Here is a 12,802-nt window from a genome sequence, read left to right as displayed (position 1 = left end):
GGTTCAGGCCTCGACAGGGTTGAAACAGGCGACCTTGCTGGCGCCTGTGGTCTGGGTCAGCGCGGGGCGGCTGGCCCGGCACCGGTCCTGCACGCGCGCGCAACGGGGGGCAAAGGGACAGCCCGGCGGCAAGGCAAAGGGCGACGGAATCTCGCCCTCCAGCGGCACGATCTGCGCCCGCTCGGTCGGGTCGGGCACAAAGGATGACCCCATCAGCGCCGCCGTATAGGGATGGCGCGGCACGGCATCCGGGTCGGCCATCTCTTCGACGACCGATCCCAGATACATCACCACGATCCGGGTGCAGAAATACCGCACCAGCCCCAGATCATGGCTGATGAACAGATAGGTCAGCCCTGAGGTGCGGTGCAGTTCCTGCAACAGCGCAATGATCTGCGCCTGAATCGACACATCAAGCGATGCGGTGGGTTCGTCCAGCACCACCACCTCGGGCCGGTAGGCCAGCGCGCGGGCGATGCCGACCCGCTGGCGCTGCCCGCCCGACAGCTGATGCGGATAGGCCCCGGCAAAGCTGCGGTCCAACCCGACCTGATCCAGCAACGCCTCCACCCGTCCCGGCGGCGCGGTCTCGCCCAGCGCGGCAAACGGCTCCAGCAGACAGTCGCGCAGGGTGAACCGGGGGTCGAGCGAGGAATACGGGTCTTGAAACACCATCTGCAGCTTTTTGCGCAGCGGGCGCAAACGCGGGCCGTGGTCCTGCGTCACGTCGCGCCCCTCGAACAGCACCCGTCCGGCACTGGGGTCGATCAGCCGCATCGCCAGCCGCGCCAGCGTGGACTTGCCGCAGCCGCTTTCGCCGACCACGCCGACGATATCGCCCGCCGCGACGCGCAGCGACACATCGCTCACCGCCGTCATGCTGCGCCCCTTGCGCAGCAGCCCGCCGCCGGTGGTAAAGGTCCGCACCAAGCCGTCAAGCTCCAGCACCGGCACAGCGTCAGCGGGCATCTGCATCTGCGGCCTCCTTCACGGGACTATCGACCGGGTGGTGACAGGCCAGCATCCCGCCCGTCCCGGTCACAACAGGCAATGGCTGTTGCGTTCTGCAGCGCGCATCCGCCCGGCCACAGCGCGGCGCAAAACGGCAGCAGTCGGCGCCGTATTGCGACACCGCCGCCACCGTGCCCGGTATCCCGCGCAGACTGCCCGGCGCCATGCCATCACGCGGGATGCAACCAATCAGCGCCTCGGTATAGGGGTGGCGCGGGGCGGCAAATATCTGCCGCACCGGCCCGCTTTCCGCCACCCGCCCGGCATACAGCACGCAGACCTTGTCACAGATCTGCGCCACCACGCTCATGTCATGGGTGATCAGGATCAGCCCCAGATCGCGCTTGCGCACCAGATCGGCCAGCATCATCACGATCTGCGCCTGTACCGTCACATCCAGCGCCGTGGTCGGCTCGTCAGCAATGATCAGATCGGGGTCTGCCGCCAGCGCCATGGCAATTACCACCCGCTGTTTCATCCCGCCCGAAAGGTTGTGCGGATAGGCCCGCGCCACCACCTCGGCCTCGGGGATGCGCAGCCGTGACAGGATCTCCACCGTATGCGCCCGCGCGGCCCGCTTCGACAGACCCAGATGCAGGCGCGACACCTGATCGACCTGATCGCCGATCGTCACCAGCGCATCCAGCGCGCTCATCGGGTTCTGGGTGATGAACCCGATGCGCTTGCCCCGCAGACGGCGATAGGCGCTTTCCTTCAGCCCGACCAGATCGGTGCCGTCAAACACCACCGACCCTGCGGTGATCGTCGCCCCCATCCGCGCGGCCAGCCCGGTCAGCGCCAGCGCGGTCAGCGACTTGCCCGACCCGCTTTCACCGACCAGCCCCAGCACCTCGCCCCGGTCGACCGAAAAGCTCAACCCGTCAAGCAGCCCCACCGTGCCGATACGCAAAGACAGATCACGAACATCCAGCAACATCACACCACCCTCAGCCGGTCACGGATATCCAGCTTGGCCAGCAGAACATCGCCAAACAGATTGATCGCCACCACGGTCAGCGCGATGCACAGGCCGGGGAACAGGATGATCCACGGCCCTTTGAACAACAGCCCCGAGCCGGATGACATCATGCCGCCCCAGGACGGCGTCGGCGGCTGCGCGCCCAGGCCGAAAAAGCCCAGCGTCGCCTCCAGAATGATCGCATCCCCCGTGGCCAGCATTCCCGCCACCAGCACCGGCCCCAGACAATTGGGCAAAAGGTGCCGGAACAGGATGAACGCATGTGATGCCCCCAGCCCCCGCGCCGCCTCGACATAGGTCTCAGTCTTCAACGCCATCACCTGTGACCGGGTCAGCCGGGTGAACTGCGCCAGATAGGCGACACAGATCGCCACCAGCGTGCCCGTCACCCCCGGCCCGATGATCGCCACCAGCATCAACGCCACCAGAATCTCGGGGAATGACCATGTCAGGTCCACCACCACCATCACCATCCGGTCAAACCGCCCGCCGAAATAGCCCGCCGCAGCGCCAAGCGTCATGCCGAACACCAACGAGATCGAGATGGCGACCACCGACACCGACAGCGAGGTGCGCGCGCCATACAGAATCCGGGTCAGCACATCGCGGCCAAATTCATCGGTCCCCATCGGATGCGCCAGCGATGGCGGCTGAAAGGCGTTGGTCAGCGCCTGAATGTCATAGTCATAGGGCGTCAGCACCGGGGCAAAGATCGCGCCCAGCACCACCAGCAGCAAAAAGCCACCCGCCACGCCGCCCTTGATCGTCGCCAGCGCCCGCCATGCCACCGACCGGCGGATCGTGGCCAGAATACCCGTCTTGTGCACCGTCCCGCTCATGTCAGACTGTCCCGAAACCGCGGGTCCATCGCCGCCTGCAACAGATCGCCCATCAGCGTGCCCAGCATCACCGCCATGGCGAGGATCAGCAGCGAGGCTTGCACCACCGGGTAATCATGCTGGTTCAGCGACTTGATCAGCAAAGACCCCAGACCGGGGCGCGCAAACACCACCTCGACCGTGACCGCGCCGCCCAGAATCCAGCCGATCCGCAGCGCCAGAATGGTCACCACCGGAATCAGCGCATGGCGCAGCACATGGCGCACTTGAATGGTCAGCGGATGCACCCCCTTGGCATGCAGCAGCAGCACAAAATCCTTGCCCTGCGTGTCGATCATCGCAATCCGCGTGACCCGCGCCACCAGCGCGGTGCCGCCCAAACCGATGGTCAGCACCGGCAAAACCAGACTTTCCCAGCCGCGCGCCCCCGACACCGGGGTCCAGCCCAGCGACACCGAAAACACCAGGATCATCAAAAGCCCTATCCAGAAATTCGGCAGCATCGAGCCGAACAGCACGCCGCCCATCAGCCCCTGATCCAGCCACGATCCACGCCAGGACGCCGCGATGGTTCCCACCACGACGCCCAGCACGGTCGAGAAACACAAGGCCAGCCCGCCCAAAGTCAGCGAATAGGGCAAGGCCTGTGCCACCAGCTGCGCCACCGGACGGCGCTGCACGATCGCAGTGCCCAGATCCCCGGTCAGCACATTGCCCATCCATAGCAGGTATTGCTCGACCAGAGGCCGGTCGAGCCCGTATTTTGCCGTCAGCGCCTCGCGCTGTGCCGGGCTTGACCCCACACGCAGCAGGTTCTCGATCGGGTCTCCCGGCAGCATGTGGATCATCGAAAAGATGACCACCGACACCGCAAAGAACACCGGAACCAGCATCAGGATGCGTCGGATGACATAGCCCAGCATCTGGCGTTACTCTTTCACGTCAAGCTCAAGGAACCCCAGCGTGTTGAACCGGGGCGCATGCAGCACCTCGGGCATCACCAGCCGTTCGGCGTTGTAGCCGATGATCTGCACCGGCTCGTAGATCGGCGCATAGGGGAACTGCGAGTTGATGTATTCGTGATAGGCAACAAAGGCCGCCTCCCGCTCGGCCGAATTCTTGGCCCCCGTCATCGCCGCATCCTTCAGCGTTTCGGCCTTGGGGTCATCCAGCATCGACACGTTGGGATAGAATGGCCGGGTGGCCGAAAAGAACCACTCCAGAATATCGGCGTTGTCCCAAAGGTAAGACCGCACCGCGACCTGATGCGCGCCGGTCTTGTACTGGTCGCGGATCGCTGCACTGTCAAAGGTGACCAGCTCTGCCTCCACGCCCACAGCCTTCATCTGGGCCTGCACCACTTCGGACAGGCGGCGGAAAAAGCTGTCGGATTGGGTCCACAGCTTCACCGACAGCCGGGCACCGTCCTTGGTGCGCACGCCATCGGTGCCCATGACCCAACCGGCATCCTCCAGCGCCTTGTTCGCCCGTTCCGGGTTATAGGAGATGCGGAATTCATCCGCGATCTTCGATTCCGGCAACGACGAGATCAGGAACCCGTCCGCCGCCTTGCCCATGCCGCCGAACACCGCATCCAGAATTTCCTGCTGGTTGATGGCAAATGCCACGCCCTCGCGCACCTTGATGTCGTCGAACGGCGCCTGCGTCACGTTCATCGGCATATAGACCAGATCTTGCCCGGCCAGTTGCAGAACCGACAGATCCGACGCCCCTTCGACCTCGCCCACGAAATCGGTCGGCACGTTCAGCAGCATGTCCACGCCGCCGGTCTTCAACTCCAGAAACGCGGTCGAGGATTCCGCAATCTCGCGCAGGGTCAGGCGTTCGATCTTGGCCGGTTTTCCGGTCGCCGCACCCGGACCCCAGGCATAATCATCGTTGCGCACCAGCACCGTCTGCTGACCGATCTCAAAGCTTTCCAGCCGGAACGGCCCGGTGCCGACGGCATCAAACACGCCGTAATCTTCACCCGCCTCGGCATAGGCCGCCGGATCGGGGATCGAGGCGAACACGGTGGACAGGTTGTAGAGCAGGTTCGGATCAGGCCGCTTCATCACAAAGCGCACTTCCAGTTCCGACACCACTTCGGCCCGCTCGACCGCATCGAACAGATAGGCGTTTTCGGTGCCCGGATACAGCGCCAGCCAGTCCACGACCGTCTGTGCCGCAAACGGCGTGCCATTGTGGAACGTCACCCCCGGCTTCAGCGTAAAGGTCCAGGCCATGCCGTCATCGGCCTCGACCCAGCTTTCGGCCAGCTGCGGCACATAGGCCAGATTCTCATCCTTGGCGATCAGCCGGTCATAAATCAGATAGGTTCCGACCGGCTGCATCGACGACGCCACCGGGTTATACGACGTGGCCCCGACCTCGTTCGGCGCCATCACCACCGTCACCTCCTGCGCAAAGGCAGACAGCGCCAGACAAGACCCGATGGCAGTGGTGGCAAGCAAGGTGGACAGGTTATATTTCATTATTATTACCCTCATTCTGTTGGAGAAATCCCTCTGTCCGGCTAGCGCTGATGCCCGACAAAGCTGCGGTAGTTTTCGGCGATCCGGGTCATGCGCTGCTCGACCTCGGGGCCAAGCTGTTCAAAGACCTTGATCACCATCAGGTTGATCAGCCCGGCGATCTGGCCGGTCGCATCCCAGAAATGCGAGAAATCGGTATCGACGCGCAGCACCTCGGTCGCCAGCTCCGGGGCCCAGCCGCAATAGGGGTCGGTGATCACGGTTACCGGAATGCCCTCGGCCTGCGCCTTGGCCACCAGCTCCACCGCCAGCCGCGAATAGCGCCGCGTCTCGATCACCACCAGCGCGGTGCCCTGCGGATCATCCAGAAACAGATCGGCAAAATGCCCGCTTTCCAGCGACAGCACCCGCACGGCGGGGCGCAGATAGCTCAGGTTATGCGCCAGATAGGCCGCGAGCCCCCGCTCGGTCTGGAAGCCGGCCACCAGCACCTGACGCGCCGTCGCCAGCCGCTGCACACAGGCCGCAAACTCCGGCGTGGTCGCCAACTGATGATTGCGCATCACCGCGCGCAACTCGCGCTCCAGCGCGGCACCGCCCACTCCTTGTCCGGCATTGAAATGGGCCCGCAGCGCCGATCCCTGCAGCCACGGGCTGTCCCCCACCCCGGCAAAGGCCGCCAAATCGACATCGCTTTTCAGCGCCTCTTTCATCTCTTTCAGGTTGCGATAGCCCAGCGCGCGGGCAAACCGCCCCACCGAAACCTCTGACACCCGGATCGCCTGCGCGATGGTGGCCGAGGTTTCGAACGGCAGGCGCGCGATGTTTTCCAAAAGATACGCCGCAATCGCCCGCTCGTTCGGCGTGCCGCTCGAAAGCATGGCCTCCAGCCGCTCTTTCAGATCGTTGCCCGCGTCGTCCTGCATGGATTTCCCTTGGAAAATGCCCGGAGAATGGTCGTGCCTTTCGGCTGCGACTCCATCAGTGACAGTTAAATAACATTCCGTCAATCTTGACTGTAAACTAAAATTATCGCATCAAACCTGTATCTGACCCCGGCCCAAAGCCCCCGGCGTCGTTGCAGGAGCGTTCATGTCCGTCCCGCCCATCCGCCCGCCATTGCGCATTGATCACGCCGAACTGCGCCTGATCGAACTGCCGCTGATCCAGCCTTTTACCATCGCGACCGGCACCATGACCCGAAAGGTCTTTCCCCTCGTCGTTCTGCGCGGCGAAGGCTGTGAGGGCTATGCCGAAGGCGTCGCCGATGTGCTGCCCGACTACCTGCCGGAAACCATCGCCAGCTCGATGATGATGCTGCGCGATGTGTTCCTGCCGCAGCTGGTCGGCCACAGCTTTGAAAACCCGCAGGCGGTGGAACGGCTGATCCGGCCCTGGCGCGATCACCAGATGGCCAAGGCCACGGTGGAAATGGCGTTCTGGGATCTTTGGGCCAAGGTGCAGGGCCTGCCGCTGCGCTCGGTCCTCGGTGGCACCAAAACCGAGGTCGAGGTCGGCGTCTCGCTCGGCATCCGTGACATTCCCCGCACGCTGACCGAGGTGGCGCTGCATGTTCAGCAAGGCTATCGCCGCATCAAGCTCAAGGTGATGCCCGGTCACGATCTGCGCCTGCTGCAAGCCGTGCGCCACGACTTCCCCGACATCCACCTGACGGTGGATGCCAATTGCTGCTACACCATGGCCGATCTGCCGGTGCTGCGCGCGATGGACCAGTTCGGGCTGGATTACATCGAACAACCGCTCGCCTGGAATGACCTGCACGATCACGCCCGGCTGCAGGCCATGCTGTCCACCCCGATCTGCCTGGACGAATGCATCCGCTCCGTCGCCGACTGCCGCAAGGCACTGGTCAGCGATGCGGGCCGCGTCATCAACATAAAGGTCGGCCGTCTGGGCGGCCATACCGAGGCAAAGCGCGTGCATGACATCTGCCAAGCCTGGGATGTACCGGTCTGGTGCGGTGGCATGCTGGAGGCGGGCATCGGCCGCGCCCACAACATCCACCTGTCCACGCTGGAACAGTTCACCCGCCCCGGCGACACCTCGTCGTCGTCGCGCTACTTCCACCGCGACATCGTGGCGGAAAAGCTGGAAACCACCGACGGTCTGATGCCGGTCCCCGCCAATGGCGCCGGGATCGGGGTGACGCTGGACTGGGATTTCCTGAACACCGTCACCACCACGACCGAAAGCTTTGCCCCGTGACGATCCAGTACCGCGATCTGGCCGGTCTTGCCGAATTTCGCGCCGCACAGCAGATGCAGCAAACCGTCTGGGGCATGGATGATCAGCCCGACCCCGCCGATCTGATGATGGTCGTGCAATCCGAAGGCGGCATCTGCGCCGGCGCGTTTCAGGGCGACCAGCTGGTGGGCTATGTCTTTGGCTTTGCCACCCGCGATCCGCAGGTGCAGCACAGCCACCGGCTTGCGGTGCTGCCCGACTGGCGCGGCGCGGGCATCGGTGTGGGGCTGAAGCTCTATCAACGCGCGTGGTGTCAGGCGCGCGGCATCCGCATCATGCGCTGGACCTACGACCCGTTGATCACCCGCAATGCCCATCTGAACATTGCAAGGCTGGGCGGCATCGGCCAACGCTATCTGGTCAATTACTACGGCGCCGAAGGCAGCTATCAGGGCGGCATCGACAGTGACCGCATCGTGGTCGAACTGCACCTGACCGACCGCCCCGCCACCACCGCGCAGGCCCGCGTCAGCGTCCCGCGCGATTTTTCCTTGCTGCTGCGCACCGATCCCGATGCCGCCGCCCAGACCCGGCTGCAAACCCGGCAGGCGATGACCGCCCTGTTCGATCAGGGGCTGGTGATCACCGGGTTTGACGCCACCACCGGCAGCTATGACTTTGGCCAGACCGACGCACCGGTCTGCCACGCGGGTTAAGCGTGACAGGTGCGAGGGCGCAAGCGCTTACAGCCGCTTGCCGGTATCGCTTGCGAACAGATGCAGCCGCCCCTCGGGCGGGGCCACCCGCAGCCGCTGACCGCGCGCCGCAGCCGTGCTGCCCGGCAGCCGCAGCGTGATCGCCACGTCAGACCCTTCGATCATGCCATAGCCAAAGGCATCCGCCCCCAGCCATTCGACCGACCGCAGCACCACCGGAATCCCCGGTGTATCATCACCCACGATCTCCATATCCTCGGGCCGCAGCCCCAGCCGCACCTCGCGATCCGCAGGCAACCCGGCCAGCGGCAACCGATGCCCGCCCGGCAGCACCGCCACCCCCGCCTCGACCTGCACGGTAAAGATGTTCATCGCCGGTGATCCGATGAACCCCGCCACAAACTCGCTGGCGGGCGTCATATACACCTCATGCGGGGTGGCGATCTGCTCGGCCACACCCTTGTTCATCACGATCAGCCGGTCGGCAAGGGTCATCGCCTCGACCTGATCATGCGTCACATAGAGCATGGTCTGCCCCGTGGTCTGGTGCAGATCCTTGATCTGCAACCGCATCTGCACCCGCAGTTTCGCATCCAGGTTCGACAGCGGCTCATCCAGCAGAAACGCCGACGGTTCCCGCACCAGCGCCCGCCCCATCGCCACCCGCTGCCGCTGCCCGCCAGACAAGGCACGCGGCTTGCGGTCCAGATACGGCTCCAGCTCCAGCATCGCCGCGGCTTTTGCCACCCGCTGATCAATCTCGGCCTTGGGCATCTTGGCGATCTTCAAGCCATAGGCCATGTTTTCCCGCACGCTCATATGCGGGTACAAAGCGTAGTTCTGGAACACCATCGCAATGTCGCGCTGGCGTGGTTCCAGATCGTTCACCACCTTGTCGTTGATCTCGATGGTCCCCGCGCTGATCCCCTCCAGCCCCGCCACCATGCGCAGCAAGGTGGATTTGCCGCAGCCCGACGGCCCGACAATCACCACAAATTCGCCATCGGCGATGGTCATCGTGATCCCGTGGATCACCTCTTGCCCGGCATAGTTTTTGCGCAGGTCGTTCAGAAAGATATTGGCCATTTACTTCTCCGTCTCGACAAGACCCTTCACGAACCAGCGCTGCATCAGCACGACCACAAGGATCGGCGGCAGAATGGCCAGCACCGAAGTCACCATGACGAGGTTCCAGGGGGTATCGGCATCGGCGAAAGAGATCATCTTTTTCAACGCGATGACGATGGTGTTCATTTCATTCGAATTCGTGACGAGCAGCGGCCACAGATACTGCGTCCAGCCATAGATGAACTGAATCACAAAGATCGCCGCCACATTGGTCAGCGACAGCGGCCACAGAATGTCTTTGAAGAACCGCCACGGCCCCGCGCCATCCACCCTAGCTGCTTCCAGCAGCTCATCGGGAATGGTCATGAAAAACTGCCGGAACAGCAGCGTCGCGGTGGCCGAGGCAATCAGCGGCAGGATCAGACCGGCATAGGTGTCGATCAGACCCAGATCGACCATCACCTTATAGGTCGGCTGAATCCGCACCTCGACCGGCAGCATCAGGGTGATGAAGATCAGCCAGAAGCACGCCATCCGCAGCGGAAACTTGAAGAACACGATCGCATAGGCCGAAGCCATCGAAATCGCGATCTTGCCCAGCGCGATCCCCATCGCAATCAGCGTGGTATTGCCCAGCAGCCGCCACAGGCTGACCCCGCCGATCCGGTCAATCTCACCGGAAAACGCGCCCCGGTAATTCTCATACCCCTCGCTCCCCGGCAGCAGCGGCAGCGGCGGGCGCAGGATGGTCTGCACCGAATGGGTCGAGGCGATAAAGACGTAATAGACCGGAAAGGCCACGATGATCACGCCAAGGATCATCCAGAAATGCGCCGTCAACCGCGCCGCGCCCCGCGCCGCCAGCGGGCTTGTCGCTCCGTTATCCATAATGCACCCGCTTTTCAATGAACCGGAACTGGAACGCGGTCAGCGCGATCACGATCACCATCAGGATCACCGACTGCGCGGCGGAATCGCCCATGATCAGGTTCACGAACCCGTCGTTGTAAACCTTGTAGACCAGCGTTTCCGTGGATCGCCCCGGCCCGCCACTGGTCACGGCATGAATGATCCCGAACGTGTCGAACAGCGCATACACCGTATTGACCACCAGCAGGAAAAACGTCGTCGGCGTCAGCAGCGGGAACACGATGGTCCAGAACGCATGTCGCCGGCTTGCACCGTCAATCGCCGCCGCCTCCAGCAGGGATTTCGGTATCGCCTGCAATCCGGCCACAAAGAACAGGAAGTTATAGCTGATCTGCTTCCACGTTGCCGCTGCCACCACCAGCGCCATCGCCTGTTCGCCATCCAGCAGCGGATTCCAGGCGATGCCCAACTGGCGCAAGGGCCAGGCCAAAGTGCCAAAGGACGGGTTGAACATGAACAGCCACAGCATCCCCGCAATCGCCGGGGCCACGGCATAGGGCCAGATCATCAGCGTGCGGTAAAACCCTTTGCCCCTGACGATCTTTTCCACCTGCACCGCAAGGAACAGCGCAATCGTCATCGCAAAAAACGCGACCAGCAGCGAGAACACCACCGTGACCTGCGCCGCATTCAGATAGGCCGGGTCATTCAGCACCTTGCGAAAGTTGGCCAGCCCGACAAACGTGCTCGACAGCCCGAACGGGTCTTCGCGCAGCACAGACTGGCGAAAGGCCTGCGCGGCAGGCCAGTAGAAAAAGATCAGCGTGATCGCCAGTTGCGGGGCCAGCAGCAGCCAGGGCAACAACTTGTGCGGAAAGACGGTGCGGCGCATCCACATTCCTTGCTTTGCGTCAAAAGAAAAGGCGCGCACCGGCTGTGTGCCGATGCGCGCCTGATGGAAACAGCCTTAGCCGCCAGTGGCTTCTTTGATCGCCGCATTGCCGCGCGTCGCAGCCGAGGTCATCGCCTCTTCTGCGGTTTGCTGACCGGCAAGCATCTTCTCGAACTCTTCGTTCAGAATGTCGCGGATCTGCGGCAGGTTCGGTGCGCGCACGCCCTTGGAGTTTTCGGTCGGCGCCTTGCCCATCATCTGGGTGATCGGAACCTCACGCGCCGGGTTGGTGTCGTAAAAGCCCGAGGCTTTGGTGGCCTCATAAGCCGCCATCGTCACCGGCAGATAGCCCGAAACTTCATGCAGGTACTGCTGCACTTCGGTCTGCGACAGGTAGTTGAAGAAGGTGCCCACGCCTTTGTAGACCTCATCCGACTTGCCGCCCATCACCCACAGCGACGCGCCACCCGGCACGGTGTTCTGCGGCGCGCCTGTCGCGGTTTCGTCATAGGGCAGCTGGCCGATGCCATAGTTGATGCCAGCCTTGACGATATCGCCCAGACCGCCCGAGCTTTCGGTCAGAATCCCGCACTCGCCCGAGGTAAAGTTCTGCTTGGCTTCCGAGGTGCGGCCGCCATAGACAAACACGCCCTCTTTGCCCAGATCGGCAAGCTCCTGGAAATGCTTGACAAACAGCGGACCGTTGACCGCCAGCTCCGGCGTGCCCGCCAGCCCGTTTTCGTTGCTGCCCCAGGACACGTTGTTCCAGGCGGCAAAGTTCTCGGTGTGGATCCAGGTCAGCCAGGTCGAGGTATAGCCGCAGGTTGCCGCTCCGCTTTCCTTGACCTGACGCGCCGCAGCCCAGACCTCGGCCCAGGTTTTCGGCGGGGCGTTCACATCAAGACCGGCCTTTTCGAAAATGTCCTTGTTATAGAACAGGATCGGCGAGGACGAGTTGTAGGGGAACGACAGCATCTCGCCTTCGGGGCTGGAATAATAGCCCACGATGCCCGGCAGATACTGGCTCTTGTCAAAGCTGAAACCGGCTTCGGTCAGCACTTCGGCCACCGGCTTGATCGCGCCCTGCGCGCCCATCATGACCCCGGTGCCCACGTCGAACACCTGAATGATATCGGGCGCTTGCCCGGCGCGGAATGCGGCGATGCCTGCGTTCAGCGTTTCGGGATAGGTGCCCTTGAACACCGGCTTGACCACATAATCCGACTGGCTGGCGTTGAAATCACCGGCGATCTTTTCGACCACTTCGGAATTCGCGCCGGTCATGGCATGCCACCAGGAAATCTCGGTCTGGGCCTGCGCTGCCAGCGGCAGCGACACAAACCCTGCAACCAGCAGGTTTACGGTTTTCATGTTTGTCTTCCTCCTAGGGATCTATTGACTGGGCACCTATTCCCGAAAATCACGACAGTCGTGTAACATTCGGCCTCCCCGGCACCCCTTCATGACAAACTAAACGACTTTTTTGATCGAAAAGTCAATTTCTATGCGCAGACGCTCTTTGCCTTCGCCCGAAAGCTGCATCCTGCGCCAGATGGAGCGGTATCAGCCATTCGGTCGCCCTGCGCATCGTCGCCGGGCTTACGCAGCAGGATGCCCGACGGCCAAAGGGGCTGATCATCCCTGTCGCAGGCTTGCAGGCCGAGGGGCCGGCGATGCCGTCCCTCATCACCTTCGCCAACCGCACCCGCGCACGTTCCGGCACGAGC

General features: G+C 63.1%; 12 protein-coding genes. 2 read left to right on the top strand and 10 right to left on the bottom strand.

What is annotated here, in order from left to right; translation table 11 throughout:
• Window positions 1-3 precede the first annotated feature (3 nt).
• Genes D1012_RS16000 through D1012_RS15975 form a run of 6 tightly spaced genes read right to left on the bottom strand, consistent with a single transcriptional unit; the run spans window position 4 to window position 6,250 of the window.
• On the bottom strand, window positions 4-975 hold the full coding sequence (locus tag D1012_RS16000; RefSeq protein WP_118154491.1) for an ABC transporter ATP-binding protein: 972 nt from the start codon (window positions 973-975) through the stop codon (window positions 4-6).
• Window positions 959-1,948, bottom strand: a complete 990-nt coding sequence (locus D1012_RS15995) for an ABC transporter ATP-binding protein (protein ID WP_118154659.1) — start codon at window positions 1,946-1,948, stop codon at window positions 959-961. Before D1012_RS15995 ends, D1012_RS16000 begins: the two co-directional genes overlap by 17 nt.
• On the bottom strand, window positions 1,948-2,829 hold the full coding sequence (locus D1012_RS15990) for an ABC transporter permease (RefSeq protein WP_118154488.1): 882 nt from the start codon (window positions 2,827-2,829) through the stop codon (window positions 1,948-1,950). The genes D1012_RS15995 and D1012_RS15990 overlap by 1 nt, the downstream gene beginning before the upstream one ends.
• Entirely contained in the window at window positions 2,826-3,752 is a 927-nt protein-coding gene (locus tag D1012_RS15985; protein ID WP_118154485.1) for an ABC transporter permease, read from the bottom strand. The genes D1012_RS15990 and D1012_RS15985 overlap by 4 nt, the downstream gene beginning before the upstream one ends.
• A 6-nt stretch (window positions 3,753-3,758) precedes the next feature.
• Window positions 3,759-5,324, bottom strand: a complete 1,566-nt coding sequence (locus D1012_RS15980; protein ID WP_118154482.1) for an ABC transporter substrate-binding protein — start codon at window positions 5,322-5,324, stop codon at window positions 3,759-3,761.
• Window positions 5,325-5,365: 41 nt separating this feature from the next.
• Window positions 5,366-6,250, bottom strand: coding sequence for a MurR/RpiR family transcriptional regulator (locus tag D1012_RS15975; protein ID WP_118154479.1), 885 nt, complete (start codon window positions 6,248-6,250; stop codon window positions 5,366-5,368).
• A gap of 166 nt (window positions 6,251-6,416) precedes the next feature.
• On the opposite strand from D1012_RS15975, the gene menC reads away from it, so the two are divergent.
• Together menC and D1012_RS15965 are read left to right on the top strand one after the other, a co-directional pair.
• Complete coding sequence (gene menC / locus D1012_RS15970; protein WP_118154475.1) at window positions 6,417-7,550, top strand: o-succinylbenzoate synthase; 1,134 nt, start codon at window positions 6,417-6,419, stop codon at window positions 7,548-7,550.
• Window positions 7,547-8,245 carry a GNAT family N-acetyltransferase gene (locus tag D1012_RS15965; protein ID WP_118154472.1) on the top strand — a complete coding sequence of 233 codons (699 nt, stop codon included), beginning with the start codon at window positions 7,547-7,549 and terminating at the stop codon, window positions 8,243-8,245. Before menC ends, D1012_RS15965 begins: the two co-directional genes overlap by 4 nt.
• A 27-nt stretch (window positions 8,246-8,272) precedes the next feature.
• On the opposite strand, the gene D1012_RS15960 is transcribed toward D1012_RS15965, so the two are convergent.
• The 4 genes from D1012_RS15960 to ugpB form a co-directional block, all read right to left on the bottom strand.
• Window positions 8,273-9,331, bottom strand: coding sequence for a sn-glycerol-3-phosphate import ATP-binding protein UgpC (locus tag D1012_RS15960; RefSeq protein WP_118154469.1), 1,059 nt, complete (start codon window positions 9,329-9,331; stop codon window positions 8,273-8,275).
• Window positions 9,332-10,201: a sn-glycerol-3-phosphate ABC transporter permease UgpE gene (gene ugpE / locus D1012_RS15955; RefSeq protein WP_118154466.1), complete on the bottom strand. Its 870-nt coding sequence runs from the start codon at window positions 10,199-10,201 to the stop codon at window positions 9,332-9,334. It abuts the gene before it with no gap.
• The gene (gene ugpA / locus D1012_RS15950) at window positions 10,194-11,075 is read right to left on the bottom strand and encodes a sn-glycerol-3-phosphate ABC transporter permease UgpA (RefSeq protein WP_118154656.1); all 882 of its coding nucleotides are present in this window, start codon (window positions 11,073-11,075) and stop codon (window positions 10,194-10,196) included. The genes ugpE and ugpA overlap by 8 nt, the downstream gene beginning before the upstream one ends.
• 75 nt (window positions 11,076-11,150) lie before the next feature.
• Complete coding sequence (ugpB, locus tag D1012_RS15945; protein ID WP_118154463.1) at window positions 11,151-12,446, bottom strand: sn-glycerol-3-phosphate ABC transporter substrate-binding protein UgpB; 1,296 nt, start codon at window positions 12,444-12,446, stop codon at window positions 11,151-11,153.
• Window positions 12,447-12,802 lie beyond the last annotated feature (356 nt).

Origin of the sequence: Pseudotabrizicola alkalilacus (assembly GCF_003443995.1) — a bacterium.
Classification (GTDB): Bacteria; Pseudomonadota; Alphaproteobacteria; order Rhodobacterales; family Rhodobacteraceae; genus Pseudotabrizicola; species Pseudotabrizicola alkalilacus.
This window is presented reverse-complemented; position numbering and strand designations above follow the sequence as displayed.

Coding starts and splice junctions, on each gene's coding strand:
- D1012_RS15995 (WP_118154659.1), bottom strand. CDS start 1,948: ATGTTGCTGGATGTTCGTGATCTGTCTTTGCGTATCGGCACGGTGGGG.
- ugpE (WP_118154466.1), bottom strand. CDS start 10,201: ATGGATAACGGAGCGACAAGCCCGCTGGCGGCGCGGGGCGCGGCGCGG.
- D1012_RS16000 (WP_118154491.1), bottom strand. CDS start 975: ATGCAGATGCCCGCTGACGCTGTGCCGGTGCTGGAGCTTGACGGCTTG.
- ugpA (WP_118154656.1), bottom strand. CDS start 11,075: ATGCGCCGCACCGTCTTTCCGCACAAGTTGTTGCCCTGGCTGCTGCTG.
- D1012_RS15985 (WP_118154485.1), bottom strand. CDS start 3,752: ATGCTGGGCTATGTCATCCGACGCATCCTGATGCTGGTTCCGGTGTTC.
- menC (WP_118154475.1), top strand. CDS start 6,417: ATGTCCGTCCCGCCCATCCGCCCGCCATTGCGCATTGATCACGCCGAA.
- D1012_RS15975 (WP_118154479.1), bottom strand. CDS start 6,250: ATGCAGGACGACGCGGGCAACGATCTGAAAGAGCGGCTGGAGGCCATG.
- D1012_RS15980 (WP_118154482.1), bottom strand. CDS start 5,324: ATGAAATATAACCTGTCCACCTTGCTTGCCACCACTGCCATCGGGTCT.
- D1012_RS15990 (WP_118154488.1), bottom strand. CDS start 2,829: ATGAGCGGGACGGTGCACAAGACGGGTATTCTGGCCACGATCCGCCGG.
- D1012_RS15960 (WP_118154469.1), bottom strand. CDS start 9,331: ATGGCCAATATCTTTCTGAACGACCTGCGCAAAAACTATGCCGGGCAA.
- ugpB (WP_118154463.1), bottom strand. CDS start 12,446: ATGAAAACCGTAAACCTGCTGGTTGCAGGGTTTGTGTCGCTGCCGCTG.